This window comes from Streptomyces sp. NPDC041784, assembly GCF_055591025.1.
In genome coordinates this window covers 499742-513851 of record NZ_JBVJAB010000001.1, presented here as the reverse complement: position 1 = coordinate 513851, position 14110 = coordinate 499742, and the positions used below count along the sequence as shown (strand labels likewise).

At 74.0% G+C, this 14110-nt stretch carries 14 protein-coding genes; 7 read left to right on the top strand and 7 right to left on the bottom strand.

Annotated elements, in window-relative coordinates; translation table 11 throughout:
- Positions 1–12: 12 nt before the first annotated feature.
- Together ACZ6D7_RS02260 and ACZ6D7_RS02255 are read left to right on the top strand one after the other, a co-directional pair.
- On the top strand, positions 13–405 hold the full coding sequence (locus ACZ6D7_RS02260; RefSeq protein ID WP_469482453.1) for a hypothetical protein: 393 nt from the start codon (positions 13–15) through the stop codon (positions 403–405).
- 95 nt (positions 406–500) lie between these two features.
- On the top strand, positions 501–1910 hold the full coding sequence (locus ACZ6D7_RS02255) for a S28 family serine protease (protein WP_469482451.1): 1410 nt from the start codon (positions 501–503) through the stop codon (positions 1908–1910).
- 12 nt (positions 1911–1922) lie between these two features.
- Here ACZ6D7_RS02255 and ACZ6D7_RS02250 read toward each other — a convergent pair whose 3' ends face one another.
- The 3 genes from ACZ6D7_RS02250 to ACZ6D7_RS02240 form a co-directional block, all read right to left on the bottom strand.
- Positions 1923–2531, bottom strand: coding sequence for a hypothetical protein (locus ACZ6D7_RS02250; protein ID WP_469482998.1), 609 nt, complete (start codon positions 2529–2531; stop codon positions 1923–1925).
- 96 nt (positions 2532–2627) lie between these two features.
- Positions 2628–4430, bottom strand: a complete 1803-nt coding sequence (locus tag ACZ6D7_RS02245; RefSeq protein WP_469482449.1) for a glycoside hydrolase family 3 protein — start codon at positions 4428–4430, stop codon at positions 2628–2630.
- Between the two features lie 278 nt (positions 4431–4708).
- On the bottom strand, positions 4709–5614 hold the full coding sequence (locus tag ACZ6D7_RS02240; protein WP_469482447.1) for a LysR family transcriptional regulator: 906 nt from the start codon (positions 5612–5614) through the stop codon (positions 4709–4711).
- 88 nt (positions 5615–5702) lie between these two features.
- Between ACZ6D7_RS02240 and ACZ6D7_RS02235 the strand changes: the two genes are divergently transcribed.
- The 4 genes from ACZ6D7_RS02235 to ACZ6D7_RS02220 all read left to right on the top strand — a co-directional run bounded on the left by ACZ6D7_RS02235 (position 5703) and on the right by ACZ6D7_RS02220 (position 9112).
- Positions 5703–6671 (top strand): EamA family transporter, encoded by a 969-nt coding sequence (locus ACZ6D7_RS02235; RefSeq protein WP_469482445.1) that lies wholly within the window; start codon positions 5703–5705, stop codon positions 6669–6671.
- Between the two features lie 21 nt (positions 6672–6692).
- Complete coding sequence (locus ACZ6D7_RS02230) at positions 6693–7145, top strand: DUF5707 domain-containing protein (protein WP_469482443.1); 453 nt, start codon at positions 6693–6695, stop codon at positions 7143–7145.
- A 99-nt stretch (positions 7146–7244) separates the two neighbouring features.
- Positions 7245–8480, top strand: a complete 1236-nt coding sequence (gene aroA / locus ACZ6D7_RS02225) for a 3-phosphoshikimate 1-carboxyvinyltransferase (protein WP_469482441.1) — start codon at positions 7245–7247, stop codon at positions 8478–8480.
- Positions 8477–9112, top strand: coding sequence for a GNAT family N-acetyltransferase (locus tag ACZ6D7_RS02220; RefSeq protein ID WP_469482439.1), 636 nt, complete (start codon positions 8477–8479; stop codon positions 9110–9112). The genes aroA and ACZ6D7_RS02220 overlap by 4 nt, the downstream gene beginning before the upstream one ends.
- A 225-nt stretch (positions 9113–9337) precedes the next feature.
- Here ACZ6D7_RS02220 and ACZ6D7_RS02215 read toward each other — a convergent pair whose 3' ends face one another.
- Positions 9338–10282: a LysR family transcriptional regulator gene (locus tag ACZ6D7_RS02215; protein WP_469482437.1), complete on the bottom strand. Its 945-nt coding sequence runs from the start codon at positions 10280–10282 to the stop codon at positions 9338–9340.
- Between the two features lie 50 nt (positions 10283–10332).
- Here ACZ6D7_RS02215 and ACZ6D7_RS02210 point away from each other — a divergent pair, with 50 nt between their 5' ends.
- Complete coding sequence (locus ACZ6D7_RS02210) at positions 10333–10935, top strand: RBBP9/YdeN family alpha/beta hydrolase (protein WP_469482435.1); 603 nt, start codon at positions 10333–10335, stop codon at positions 10933–10935.
- 16 nt (positions 10936–10951) lie between these two features.
- On the opposite strand, the gene ACZ6D7_RS02205 is transcribed toward ACZ6D7_RS02210, so the two are convergent.
- The 3 genes from ACZ6D7_RS02205 to ACZ6D7_RS02195 form a co-directional block, all read right to left on the bottom strand.
- Positions 10952–12295 (bottom strand): MFS transporter, encoded by a 1344-nt coding sequence (locus ACZ6D7_RS02205; protein WP_469482433.1) that lies wholly within the window; start codon positions 12293–12295, stop codon positions 10952–10954.
- A gap of 151 nt (positions 12296–12446) precedes the next feature.
- Positions 12447–13241 carry a sugar phosphate isomerase/epimerase family protein gene (locus tag ACZ6D7_RS02200; RefSeq protein ID WP_469482431.1) on the bottom strand — a complete coding sequence of 265 codons (795 nt, stop codon included), beginning with the start codon at positions 13239–13241 and terminating at the stop codon, positions 12447–12449.
- Between the two features lie 41 nt (positions 13242–13282).
- Positions 13283–14092: a S1 RNA-binding domain-containing protein gene (locus tag ACZ6D7_RS02195; RefSeq protein WP_469482996.1), complete on the bottom strand. Its 810-nt coding sequence runs from the start codon at positions 14090–14092 to the stop codon at positions 13283–13285.
- Positions 14093–14110 lie beyond the last annotated feature (18 nt).

Genomic DNA, 14110 nt, shown 5'->3' with positions numbered 1-14110 from the left:
GGGGCGGGGACCTTGGTTGTAGGTGCGATACGGCGGTGGGCGGCGGTCCTGCCCGCCGCGCTGGTCGTCGCCGTGCTGCTCGGCCTCGTGGCACCGGGCGCCGCCCAGGCCGCGCCCGTGTCCTGCGACGGGATGCGCAAGGTACGGACGGTGGCCTTCCCCAACGGCTCCGTGCAGGTCTACAAGACCGGCGGCCGGGTCTGCGCCCGCACCGTCGCGACGCGGCCCGGCGTGAAACGGAGGATGACCGTCAGCGTGCAGGCGCGCGGTCACGTCCCCGTGAAGAAGGGGCGCAAGCACGCCCGCACCTCCCCGGCGGTGCAGGTCTACGCCGGACACCGCTGTGTGTGGGTCAAGGGCTCGGTCGGCCGCGATTCGGGCAGTTCGGGCTGGATTCTCTGCTGAACGCCACGCCGTTGTCCCAACCCCCTCTGGTGTGAAGGGTGTTGCTCCGATAGCTTCCGGCGCACATCTGTCTCACAGGGGAAGGGTGCACGCGCATGCGCAAGGCGCTCAGATGGCTGCTCGCGCTCACCGTGCTCATAGGCACGCTGAGCACGGCGGGGGCGGCAACAGCCGCCGAGCCGGAGGCCGACATCAAGGACCGGCTGCTCGCGATACCGGGCATGAGCCTGATCCAGGAGAAGCCGTACCCCGGCTACCGCTTCTTCGTCCTGAACTACACCCAGCCGGTCGACCACCGGCACCCGTCCAAGGGCACGTTCCAGCAGCGGATCACCGTGCTGCACAAGGACGTCAGCCGCCCCACGGTCTTCTACACCGGCGGCTACAACGTCTCCACCAACCCCGGCCGCCGTGAGCCCACCCAGATCGTGGACGGCAACCAGGTCTCCATGGAGTACCGCTACTTCACCCCGTCCCGCCCCGACCCGGCCGACTGGTCCAAGCTCGACATCTGGCAGGCCGCCAGCGACCAGCACCGCATCTTCAAGGCCCTGAAGAAGGTCTACGACAAGAACTGGATCTCCACGGGCGGCTCCAAGGGCGGCATGACGGCCACCTACTACGAGCGCTTCTACCCCAAGGACATGGACGGCGTCGTCGCGTACGTGGCCCCCAACGACGTGGTGAACGACGAGGACTCCGCCTACGACCGGTTCTTCGCGGCCGTCGGCACCAAGGAGTGCCGCGACCGGCTGAACGCCGTGCAGCGCGAGGCGCTGGTGCGCCGTGAGCCGCTGGAGGAGATGTACGCCGAGTACGCGGCTGCGGAGGGCTTCACCTTCGACACCGTCGGCAGCCTGGACCGCGCCTACGAGGCCGTCGTCCTCGACTACGTCTGGGGCTTCTGGCAGTACAGCCTGCTGTCCGACTGCGACTCGATCCCGGCGGACGCGAAGAACGCGACCGACGACGAGATCTGGGCCTCGGTGGACACGATCTCCGGGTTCTCCTTCTACACCGACCAGGGCCTGTCCCCGTACACGCCGTACTACTACCAGGCCGGCACCCAGCTGGGCGCGCCCACGATCCAGTTCCCGCACATCGAGAAGCAGTACGTCCGCTACGGCTACCAGCCCCCGCGGAACTTCGTGCCCCGCGACATCTCCATGAAGTTCCAGCCGTGGGCGATGCGCGACGTCGACACCTGGGTGAAGCACAACGCCCGGCACATGCTCTTCGTCTACGGCCAGAACGACCCGTGGGGCGCCGAGCGCTTCCGGCTCGGCAAGGGCGCCAAGGACGCGTACGTCCTCACCGCGCCCGGCATGAACCACGGCGCGAACGTCGCCGGACTCGTCGCCGACGAGAAGGAACTGGCTACCGCCCGCATCCTGGAGTGGGCCGGAGTCTCCGCCACCGCCGTGGAGCGGGCCAAGCCGCTGGCGAAGTTCGACGCGAAGCTGGACGTGCGGGACGTGGAGCGCGAGCCGGCGCTGCGCCCGTAGGACCACCGACGCTCAGACCGGCCGCGCGCATCCCACCGGATCCGGGCCGCCGAGCTGGACGTAGAGGGCCGTGGACGCCGGGCACTTCGCCCGCGCGGCCACGGCCTTCACCACCTTGTACTGCGGTGCGCGCGTCCCCGACCCGTCGCACGCGGTCTCGCGAACCTGCCCGCCGCCCACGTCGTGGACGCAGTCGCCGACCGTCGTGCGCGGGCCGCCGCCGGCGCCCGGGTCACCGGGGTGCGGGGGCTGGAGGTTGCGCATACACGCGTAGCCCTCCGCGATGGTGCCCGTGCCGTCCTCGGCGGCCTGTTCGCCGATGTGCAGCACGAAGTCCGTGGTCGGCGGGCACAGCGGCCCCCGGCCGGCCGTCCCCTCGTGCCGCGCCACGACCCGGGCCGCCGCCCGCTCCCCGCCGCACGGCACCTCGGTGAACCGGGTCGTCCCGAACGAGCTGCACTCGCCCGTCCCGAGGAACACCGCGCCGAATCCGGAAGGGACCGTCGCCGGGGCGGAACCCGTCGGTCCGGCCTGCGGGCGCTCCTCCGCCCGGACCTGGCACCCCGCCAGGAGCAGCGCGGACAGCGCCCCCACGACCCCCGCCGACCGTCCGTAGTGCATCGTCATTCCCCCACCCGCACCCCGGACCAGCGTGACCCCCGCGAGCGGGGCACGCCAGCCGGGCGGGACGCTTTGCGCGTGGTGCGGGGGGCGTGATCAGCGGGCGGCGTACGCCGGATACGTCAGCCCGTGCCCGACCGGGTACAGCACCTGCGCCGGATCGTCCGCCCGGCGCACCGGCACCGGAAGCCGCCCGTGCGGCGCCGCGGCTCCCGCGATCACCCGGGCGGCGGCCCGCAGTTCGACATCGGTCCAGGAGTAGGCGGCCAGGAAGCCCTTCACCCGGGGCAGCTGGGCCACGTCGTACGGATTGCGCACCGCGACCGCCACCACCGGCCGCCCGGTCGCCACCAGCCGCTCCACCAGCGTGCGCTGCGCGCTGTCCGCGGTGACGTTGTACGTCGCCACCACCACCGCGTCGGCCGCGTCCGCCGCCGTCACCGCCCGCGCGATCGTCTCGGCCGACGGGGTCAGCCCGGTGGACAGGGCGCTCGCCGTGAAGCCCAGCCCGGTGAACGCGGCCGCCAGCACACCGGTGGGCGGGCCCGTGGTGCCCGACGGGGACGCCGGATCGGCGCCCACCACCAGCAGCCGGCGGTGCGTACGGGGCGACAGCGGGAGCGTCGGGCCCTCGTTGACCAGCAGGGTCGTGGTCCCCTCGGCGATCCGGTCGGCCGCCGCGCGATGCGTGCGCCGGCCCACCACCCGGGCGACGGCGGCGGTGTCGGCGTACGGCGCGTCGAGCAGCCCGAGCCGCTCCTTCAGCCGCAGGATCCGCAGCACCGCCGAGTCCAGCCGCTCCTCGGCGAGTTCCCCGTCCCGTACGGCCTTCAGGACGGCGTTCCAGGCGACGGCCAGGTCGGGCGGGTCCAGGAGCTGGTCCACGCCCGCGTTCAGCGCGAGCACCGGCACCCGGTCGTCGCCGTACTTGGTGCGCACCCCTGCCATGCCGAGGGCGTCGGTGACCACCACCCCGTCGTAGCCGAGGCGTTCGCGCAGGATGCCGGTGACGATCGGGCGGGAGAGGGTCGCCGGGTCGCCGGAGGCGTCGAGGGACGGGAACAGCAGATGCCCGGTCATGATCGAGTCGATGCCGGCCGCGATCGCCGCCCGGAAGGGGACGGCGTCCAGCCGCTCCCACTCCTCACGGGTGTGGGTGATGACCGGGAAGCCGGTGTGGCTGTCCACGGCCGTGTCGCCGTGCCCGGGGAAGTGCTTGGCGGTCGCCGCGACCCCGGACGCCTGGTAGCCGCGCACCTCGGCCGCGGCCAGGGTGGCCGCCGCCGTCGGGTCGGCGCCGAAGGAGCGCACGCCGATGACCGGGTTGGCCGGGTTCACGTTGACGTCCGCCACCGGCGAGTAGTTCTGCCGGATGCCCATCGCGCGCAGCTCACGGCCGGCGATCCGGCCCAGCAGCCGGGCGTCCGCACGGGAACCCCCGGCGCCGAGGGCCATGGCACCGGGGAAGAGGGTGGCGGGCGCGCCCACCCGGCAGACGATGCCGTGCTCCTGGTCGGTGGAGATCAGCACCGGCAGCCCGCGCGGCTGCGCCAGGGAGGCCCGCTGGATGCCGTTGGAGAGGTCCGCGATCTGGCGCGGGTCACGTGTGTTGTGCGCCCAGGTGAAGTAGATGATCCCGCCGACCCGGTACCGCGCGACCAGCTCGGCGGCCGAACGAACCCCCATCTCCTCGAGGTTGGCGTCGATGTCGGCCTGGTCGGGGGCGGTCGCCGAGTGGCCGTACACCCGGGCGACGAAGACCTGGCCGACCTTCTCCTCCAGCGTCATGCCGGAGACGAGGGCGCGCGGCCGGCGGTCGTCCGCGCGGGCCGGCCCGCCGACGGTGAGGGCCGCGGTGACGCCCGCGGTGGCGGCGAGGACGGTGCGTCTGGAGGGCACGTGCGGGCTCCTTCCGGAGGGGTTCGGTGGCGCACGGTACCTGGCGCGGGGCCGCCATCGGCGCATTGGAGGGGGGCGCGCCGATGGCGGCGGGGGCCGCCGGCCGCGGTGCGGCGGAGAGGGTGGGTCAGCGATCGCAGCCAGCAGCGAGGGCCGACACCGCACCGAGGTGACTCATCCGGCAGCTTGCCGGTTGGACGAGCCGGACGGCGGCCGGGTTCCCGGTCCGGACGGATTTCCGGAAGTCGGTACGGGAGGGGCGCGGGGGGTCGGTGGGGTCAGTCCGACACCCTGGGCCACCACTCCCGCAGCGCCCGTACCGTCTCCGCGATCGCCGGACGCCGGGCCGCCCCCGTGCGCCACAGGGCGTACAGCCGCCGTACGGGGGCCGGGTCGAGGGGCACCTCGACGGCACCCCCGGGGAGCGGGCCGCGGCCGAGGCGGGGGATGAGGCCGATGCCGAGGCCGGCCGCGACGAGGGCGACCAGGGTCGGGTTCTCGTCGGCCTGGTGGACGATCTCCGGCTCGTGCCCGGCCGCGCGCAGGGTCCGCACCAGCCAGTCGTGGCAGACCCGCCCCGGCGGCTGGCACACCCACCGCTCGCCGCCGAGTTCCTCCCGCCGCACGGACGCCCGCCCGGCGAAGGGGTGCCCCTCGGGGACGAGCAGCGTGCACCGGTCGTCCCCGATGACCGCCTGCTCGACGCCCGGCGGCATCGGCAGCGGCGCGATGTCCCAGTCGTGCGCGACGGCCAGGTCCAGCGCGCCCCGGGCGACCAGACCGACCGACAGATGCGGGTCGATCTCCGACAGCCGGGCGTCGAGGGCCGGATGCCGCCGGGCGAGGTCGGCCAGGACGGCGGGCATCAGCCCCCGCGCCGCCGACGCGAACGCGGCCACCGTCAGCCGCCCCGCCGGCACCCCGCGCCGCTCCTCCAGCGCGGTCTCCGCCCGCTCCACGATGGACAGCAGCTCCTGTGCGGTGTCGACGAGCTGGAGCGCCTCCGCGGTGAGCCGCACCCCCCGCCCCTCGCGCTCCAGCAGGACGGTCCTCGTCTCCCGTTCCAGCTTGGCGATCTGCTGGGAGACGGCGGAGGGCGTGTAGCCGAGTGCGGCGGCGGCCGCGCCGACGGTGCCATGGACGGAGACGGAGTGCAGGGCGCGTAGGCGCTGGAGATCGAGCACGGGACTCTCCTTCGATTAGCGTTGCTACATCCGACCGTGCAGCAATCATCGCTGGTGCTTCATGGTCCCGGGGCGTGATCCTCGACGCATGCGACCCGCCCACGTCTCCCTCGCCGTCCTCGTCGCCGCCGTCTGGGGCGTGAACTTCACCGTCGTCGAGATCGGCCTCGGACATTTCCCGCCGCTGCTCTTCTCCGCCCTGCGCTTCCTGGTGGCGGCCGTGCCCGCGGTGTTCCTCGTGGGCCGCCCGAAGGTGGCGTGGAAGTGGATCGTGGCGGTGGGTCTGGTGCTGGGGGTGGCGAAGTTCGGGCTGCTGTTCGTCGGGATGGACGCCGGTATGCCCGCCGGGCTGTCCTCCCTCGTCGTGCAGATCCAGTCGGTGTTCACGGCCGCCGTCGCCTTCGCCGTGCTCGGCGAACGCCCCACCCGCGTCCGGCTGCTGGGCATGGGCGTGGCCCTCGCCGGTATCGGGGTCGCGGCCGTGGACGAGGGGACCTCGGGCCCGCTCGGCGCGTTCGCGCTGGTCGTCGCGGCGGCGGCCTGCTGGGGCGTCTCGAACGTCCTCACCCGCAGGGCCGCGCCACCGGACGCCCTGAACTTCATGGTCTGGGTGAGCACGGTCCCGGTGCTGCCCCTGCTGGCCCTCTCCCTGCTGACGGAGGGCCCGGCGCGGGACCTGGCCGCTCTGCGGGCGCTGGACTGGCAGGGCGCGGGCACGGTCGTCTACGTCGCCTGGGTCACCACCGTCTTCGGCTTCGGCGCCTGGGGCTGGCTGCTGCGCCGTCACCCCGCGTCCACGGTCGCCCCGTTCTCCCTCCTCGTCCCGGTCTTCGGCATGACCTCGGCCGCCGTCTTCCTCGGCGAGCCGGTGACCGGCCTGCGCTGGTGCGCGGCGGCCCTCCTGGTCGGCGGGGTGGCGCTGGCGTCCGTGGGGTCGGGGCGCTCATGTCGGGTTACTCAGAGCCGAGTTGAGTACGAGCACTCATGCCCGGCCGACCCCGGCGCGGCGAGTATCGGTGCAGCGGCGCAGCACAGAGCGCCGACCCGATCCAGCTGAGACAGTTACGGAGAACCTCTCATGTCCCGACGTATCGCTCTGTCCGTGGCCGCCGGTGTCGTCGTCCTCGGAGGTGCCGGAGTCTTCGCTCTCGCCTACGCCGGGGAGCAGCCTCCGGCGCTGGCGCACAGCACGGCCCGCTACACCGCGCCCGACGGCGACCGCGCCGGCTCGTTGGCCTTCACCACCGACGTCGAGGCGTCCTCCGGTGTCAGGAGCGTGAAGGTGCTGGCCTGGCCGGAGAACTCCTCCCTCGCCAAGAAGGAGCTGACCACCAAGGACATGGCCGCCGCGGAGTCGGCCACCTGCAAGCCCTCCGGGGAGGACACCGTGCGCTGCGCCTACACCGTCGAGGTCACCGGTTCCGACACCGAGTCTTCCCCGCGCGGCCTCTGGCACGTCGCCGTCCTGGCCACCGCGAAGGACGGCACCACGACCCTGGACACCGAGGCGGCCGACTTCACCGTCAGGTAAACCGAACCCGGACCCGAACCCCGACGCGCACGTGATCCCCCTCGTCCATCCCGTGGACGTGGCCGCGTCCGGTGGGCACGGCGCGGGATCATGAGGGGTATGGCACTCGTCGACATCCCCGGTTCCAAGTCCATCACCGCCCGTGCCCTGTTCCTGGCGGCCGCCGCCGACGGCGTCACCACTCTCCAGCGTCCCCTGCGCTCCGACGACACCGAAGGCTTCGCCGAGGGCCTGGCCCGGCTCGGCTACCGCGTCGGCCGGACGCCGGACACCTGGCAGGTCGACGGCCGCCCGCAAGGGCCGGGGGTCGCCGAGGCCGACGTGTACTGCCGCGACGGCGCGACCACGGCCCGCTTCCTGCCCACCCTGGCCGCCGCCGGCCACGGCGTCTTCCGCTTCGACGCCTCCCCGCAGATGCGCCGCCGCCCCCTGCTCCCGCTCACCCGCGCCCTGCGCGACCTGGGCGTGGACCTGCGGCACGAGGAGGCGGAGGGCCACCACCCGCTGACGGTCACCGCGGCGGGCGTCGAGGGCGGCGAAGTGGTGCTGGACGCCGGTCAGTCGTCCCAGTACCTGACCGCGCTCCTGCTGCTCGGCCCGCTGACCCGCACCGGCCTGCGCATCACGGTCACGGACCTGGTCTCGGTGCCGTACGTCGAGATCACGATCGCGATGATGCGGGCGTTCGGGGTCGAGGTGGGCCGCGAGGGGAACACGTACGTCGTCCCGCCGGGCGGCTACCGGGCGACCACGTACGCGATCGAGCCCGACGCCTCCACCGCGAGCTACTTCTTCGCGGCGGCCGCGGTCACCGGCGGCGAGGTCACCGTGCCCGGGCTGGGCGAGGGCGCGCTCCAGGGCGACCTGGGCTTCGTGGAGGTGCTGCGGCGGATGGGCGCCCGGGTGGAGACCGGTGCGGACCGGACGACGGTCGCGGGCACCGGCGAACTCCGCGGCGTCACCGTCAACATGCGGGACATCTCCGACACCATGCCGACCCTCGCCGCCCTCGCCCCCTTCGCCTCCGGTCCCGTCCGTATCGAGGACGTGGCCAACACCCGGGTGAAGGAGTGCGACCGTCTGGAGGCCTGCGCGGAGAACCTCCGTCGGCTGGGCGTCGAGGTGGCGACCGGCCCGGACTGGATCGAGATCCACCCGGGCACCCCCCGGGGCACGGACATCAAGACCTACGGCGACCACCGCATCGTCATGTCCTTCGCGGTGACCGGCCTGCGCGTGCCCGGTATTTCGTTCGACGACCCCGGCTGCGTCCGCAAGACTTTCCCCGGTTTCCACGAGGCGTTCGCGGAGCTGAGGAAGGACATCGTCGGGTGAGTTTCATACTGCGGGGGCCGGTTCTCGAGGGCGCGCTGGTGCGCCTGGAGCCGCTGGAGCACCGGCACGCGGCCGATCTGGCGGAGGCGGCGGAGGAGGACCGGGGGACGTACGCGTTCACCTGGGTGCCGCGGGCCGACGAGGTGGGCGCCTACATCGACGCCCAGCTCGCCCGCGCGGCCACGGGCCGGCTCGCGCCGTACGCCCAGGTCAGCGTGGCCACGGGACGGGCGGTCGGCGCCACCTCGTACTGGGACCCGCGCTGCTGGCTGGCCGAGGACCGGCTGGACGCCGTCGAGGTCGGCTTCACCTGGCTGGCCCCCTCCGCCCAGGGCACGGGCGTGAACGCGGAGGCCAAGCTGCTCCTCTTCCGGCACGCCTTCGAGGAGTGGGGCGTGTCCCGGATCGACCTGAAGACGGACGCCCGCAACCGCCGCTCCCGCGCCGCCATCGAGAGCGTCGGCGCCCGCTTCGAGGGCGTCCTGCGCAACTGGTCCCGCTCCTGGGCCCCGGGCGAGGACGACCGCCTCCGCGACTCCGCGATCTTCTCGATCACCGCGCCCGAGTGGCCCGACAGCCGGACCCGCCTGGAGGAACGCGTGACGAGGTTCGCGACCGCCCGCCCCGCCTAGACCGTCACGGCGCCCGGGTCGTCACGGCGCCTGGGTCGTCACGGCGCCTGGGTCGTCACGGCGCCTGGGTCGTCACGGCGCCTGGGTCGTCACGGCGCCTGGGTCGTCACGGCGCCTGGGTCGTCACGCCGCCGGGGTCGTCACGCCGCCGGGGTCGTCACGCCGCCGGGGTCGTCACGGCGCCTGGGTTGTCACGCCGCCGGGGTCGTCACGGCGCCTGGGTCGTCACGGCGCCTGGGTCGTCACGGCGGCCGCCGCCCGGCGCAGTTCCTCCCGGACCGCCGCCAGCACCGGATCGCTCTCCGCCCCGGCCCGTACGGCGGCGAAGACGTTGCGGGACGGCGGTTCGCCCTCGGCCGGACGCAGGGCCAGGGCGCGGTGGGTGTACAGGGAGCGGACGAGGCGGGGGACCAGGGCCACCCCCTGGCCCGCCTCGACCAGACCGGCCAGCGCCGCCCAGTCGCTCACGTCGTGGCGGATGTCGGGGGTGAAGCCGGCCGCCGCGCAGACCGAGCGGGTCACCGCCCCGCAGCAACTGCGCGCGGACCCGACGATCCAGGTGTCCGCGGCCAGCTCGCGCAGCGGCACCGCGGCGCGGCCCGCGAGCGGATGATCGGGCGGGAGGGCGACGTCCAGGACGTCGGTGAGCAGGTCCTCGCGGGTGTAGCGGCGGTCGGTGTGCGGGGGAGCGGCCGCGAAGTCCACCGCCACCGCCACGTCCACCTGGCCGCCGTCCAGCGCGGTGAACAGGTCCGGCGGTTCGGCCTCCACGACGTCCACCCGGACCCGCGGGAGACGCTCGCGCAGCGCCCGCAGCGCGGCCGGCAGCAGCCCCAGGATGCCGCTGGAGAAGCAGCCGACGGTCACCGTGCCCCGGCCGCCCTCCCCGTACGCCGCGAGGTCGGCGCGGGCTCGCTCCAACTGGGCGGCGATGACGTCGGCGTGGGCGAGCAGCACCTTGGCCTGACCGGTGAGCCGTACGCCCCGGCCGTCGCGTTCCGTGAGCGGTACGCCCAGGTCACGGGCGAGGGCGGTGAGTTGCTGGGAGACCGCCGAGGGGGTGAGGCACAGGGCCTCGGCCGTCCGGGCGACGCTGCCCCGGCGCTGGAGTTCGCGCAGGACGGTGAGCCGGCGCAGATCGATCGTGAAGGCAGGGCTTAAGGAATCCACCCGGGAAGATTAACTGGACCTGCATGGCGAGGTCTGGCGATCATCGGAACATGACGACGACCTCGCGCGCCTTCCTCATCCTCCACGGCTGGCAGAACCACCGTCCCCGGGCCCACTGGCAGCACTGGCTCGCCGACCGGCTCACCGGGCTGGGCCACGACGTCACCTACCCGCAGCTGCCCGACCCGGACGACCCCTCCCTGGAACGGTGGCTGACCGACCTGGAGCGCCACCTGGACGCCTTCGGCGCCGGCGGTTCCGAGCGGGTGGTCCTCGCCCACAGCCTCTCCGCCGTCCTCTGGCTGCACGCCGTCGCCCGGAAGCTGCCGGGGGTGGCCGACGTCGACCGGGTCCTGCTGGTGGCCCCGCCGTCCGCCACGGTGCTCGCCCGGTATCCGGAGGTCACGGAGTTCGCGCCACCGCCGCTCGACGGGCTCACGCTCCCCGTCCCCACCCGGCTGGTCGCCGGCGACGACGACCCGTACCTCCCGGAGGGCGCCCGCGCGGCCTACGGCGATCCCCTGGGCCTCCCCACCGAACTCCTGCCGGGCGCCGCCCACCTCGACCTGGACGCCGGCTACGGCTCCTGGCCGTCGGTGCTGGAGTGGTGCCTGGACGCGACCACCCGACTCACGGTCCGGCCGGGGCGGTAGGGGCGGGGCGGTCGGGTCACGGTCCGGCCGGGGTGGTGGCGGTGGGGCTGTCGGGCTCAGGTGCGGTCGTCGGCGCCGTTGTCGGCCCCGTCGCAGGTGTGCTCCCGGTCGCAGTCTCCGGGGCCGTCCCCCGGGACGGTCTCCCGCCCCGCAGTTCCGGAGTCGTCACGCCCACCGCCGTCACCGCCGCCAGGCACATCAGACCGCCCGTGACCAGTGCGGTCGCCCCCGAGGACCAGCCGGCCAGGGCACCGCCGCGCAGATTGCCGAGGTGCGGGCCCGCCTGGCCGACGATCGTCTCGGCCGCCGTCACCCGGCCCAGCAGGGCGTCCGGGGTGAGGGTCTGCACGATCGTGCTGCGGGAGAGCACGGCCACCGAGTCCGCCGCACCGGCCACCACCAGCATCCCCAGCCCCGCCCAGGCACTGGTCGTCAGCCCGAACAGGGCGAGGGTCACGCCCCAGGTCGCCGACGCGCACAGCATCACCGGCCCGGGCCGGGCGAGCCGGGTGACCGGCCCGGAGAAGGCGGTCGCCGCCACCCCGCCCACCGCGAGCGCGGACAGGAACAGGCCGAGCGTGCGGGGATCGCCGCCGAAGCGCTCCGCGTTGACCAGCGGGAACAGACTCGTCGGCATCGCCAGCACGGTCGCGGCCAGATCCGTCAGCAGCGCCCCGCGCACCACCCGGTGCCCGGTCAGGAACCGCAGCCCGTCCAGGACGCCGTGCACCCCGGGACGGGACTTCCCGCCCTCGGGCGGCAGCGCGGGCAGCCCGTAGGCGCCGTAGAAGGAGAGGCCGAAACTGAGGGCGTCCAGCAGATAGCAGACGCCGAGGCCCCACCAGCCGAGCACCACGCCCGCGACGGCCGGGCCCAGCAGCATCATCGCCTGCCCGGTGACCTGGTTCAGGGCGAGACCGGCGGCCACCTGGTCCTTGGGCAGCAGCCGCGGCACGAACACCCCTGCCGCGGGCGCGCCGAGCGCGGCGAACGCCGACTGCGTCGCGACCAGCGCCAGCACCCCGGCCACCGGAACGTGCCCGGTGAAACCCTGCACGGCCAGCAGGAAGGAGCAGACCGCGGATCCGACGGTCGACAGCAGATAGGCCCGGCGCCGGTCCGCCCGGTCCACCCAGGCACCGGCGAACAGCCCGACGCCGATCATCGGCAGCGCCTGCGCGAGACCGACCGCCCCGCTCCACACGGCGCTGTGGGTCATGTCCCACACCTGGTACATGACGGTGACCATGGTCATGAAGCCACCGAGCGTGGACACCGTGCGCCCGATCAGCAGCCGCCGGAAGACGGGGGAGGTCCGCAGGGGACGGACGTCGAGGAGGGCCCGGGAGAGGGGGCTCATGACGGGACGACGGCGGGAAGACACGCCGGGAGCTGCTGCATCACGGCGCGGAGGCTAACCCGCGACCTCGCTGAACCGCCACTCGATATCCTCGCCGGTCACCGTCCACGCCCGTCGGCGACCCGGCCCCAGCCCCCGGTACCGGGGGCGTTCACGCGGAGTCGTTCAGCAGCCGGCCCAGGTGCTCCCGCCCGCGCCCCAGCAGCCCCTCCAGCGGCTCGGCGTCCGGGTACCACCGCTTCTCGTACTCCCAGGACAGCCAGCCTTCCCAGCCGTGCCGGGACAGCACCTCCACGCACTCGGCGAGCGGCAGCACCCCGGCGCCCAGCGCCAGCGGGGTGCTGTCCTCGACCGACGCGATGTCCTTGACCTGCACGTATCCGAGATACGGCGAGAGCGCGGCGTACGTCTCCTGCGGCTGCTCGCCACCCAGCCAGGTGTGCATCACGTCCCACAGCGCGCCGACCTGCCGGTGTCCGACCGGACCGAGGATCCGGATGGCGGCGGCGCCCGTGGGGTGCGAGTCGTGCGTCTCCAACAGGATGCGTACGCCGTGGTCGGCGGCGTACTCGGCGGCGGTGCCGAGCCGCCGCGCGGCGACCGCGTCGGCGTCCGGCTGGCCGTCGTCAGCGCCCGGGAAGACCCGGACGTAGGGCGCGCCGAGGTCGCGGGCGAGGTCGATCAGCGTCCTGACCTCCTCGACGACGGCCGCGTCGTCCGCGGGCGCCGCCACGCGCGCGTACCCGGCGATCCCGAGCACCTCCACCCCGGCCGCGCCGAACGCGGCGGCCACGGCGGCCCGTTCGTCCGGCCCCAGCCCGGGGTGAACCGGCTCCTCCGGATGGGCGCGCAGTTCGACGCCGTGGTAGCCGTGCGCGGACGCGAGCGCCAGTACCTCCGGTACGGGCAGCCCGGGAACACCGAGGGTGGAGAAGGCGAGCTTCATGTCTCGGACCCTACTCGTCACAGATCCAGCCGCCAGTCCAGTCACGCCCGCGCGAGAAACACCCTGCGCCCTTCCCGTACGACACGGGTGACGACGACCCTGATCTCGTCGCCCACCGAAACGGAGGCCGCCACCTCCGCCGCGTCCGCCGACGGGCCGAAGTCCCCGAGCGGAACCAGCCCTTCGACCCCGTCGGCGACCCGGACGAAGACACCGATGGGGGTGGGCTTGGTGACCCGCCCCCGGAACACCCGGCCCGCCCCGCCCGCCTCGACCGCCTCCGCGAACGCCAGGAAGGGGTCCGGCCGCGTGGCCCGCAGGGACAGCCGCGCCTCCCCGTTCCACGTGTCGAACTGGAGGAACACGCACGAGACCCGCTGGCCCACGCGAATGACGTCCGTGGCCGCCTCGAAGTGCCGCCAGGACAGCTCGGGGAAGGTGATGAAGCCGACCCCGGGGAAGACCGGGTGGTCCGGGCCCTCGTCCAGCGCCACGAACACGCCGAAACTCTCGATCGACGCGACCGTCCCGGTGAGGACCTTGTCCTGGCGCAGCCCGCTCAGGAACGTCCACAGCTCGGGGTGTGCCGTGGCGGCCAGGGAGAGCAGGACGCGCTCCTCGTCCGGTTCGACGGCCGTGACCAGGGCACGGATCCGCCGCCCGACCTCGACGGCCGTCTCCCGCCGGCGCCCCCAGGGCAGGTCCAGCGGCCCGACCTCGCCGAGCGGCCGCGCCGGAAAGCCGTCCAGGACCACCGTGACACGACGCCCCGCACCGGCCACGACCCCCTCGACGACGTCCCCGACACGCACCTCCGCCAGAAAGCGCTGAGCGTCGCGGCGGTCCGCCACCCCGTCCCGGCCGTCCGC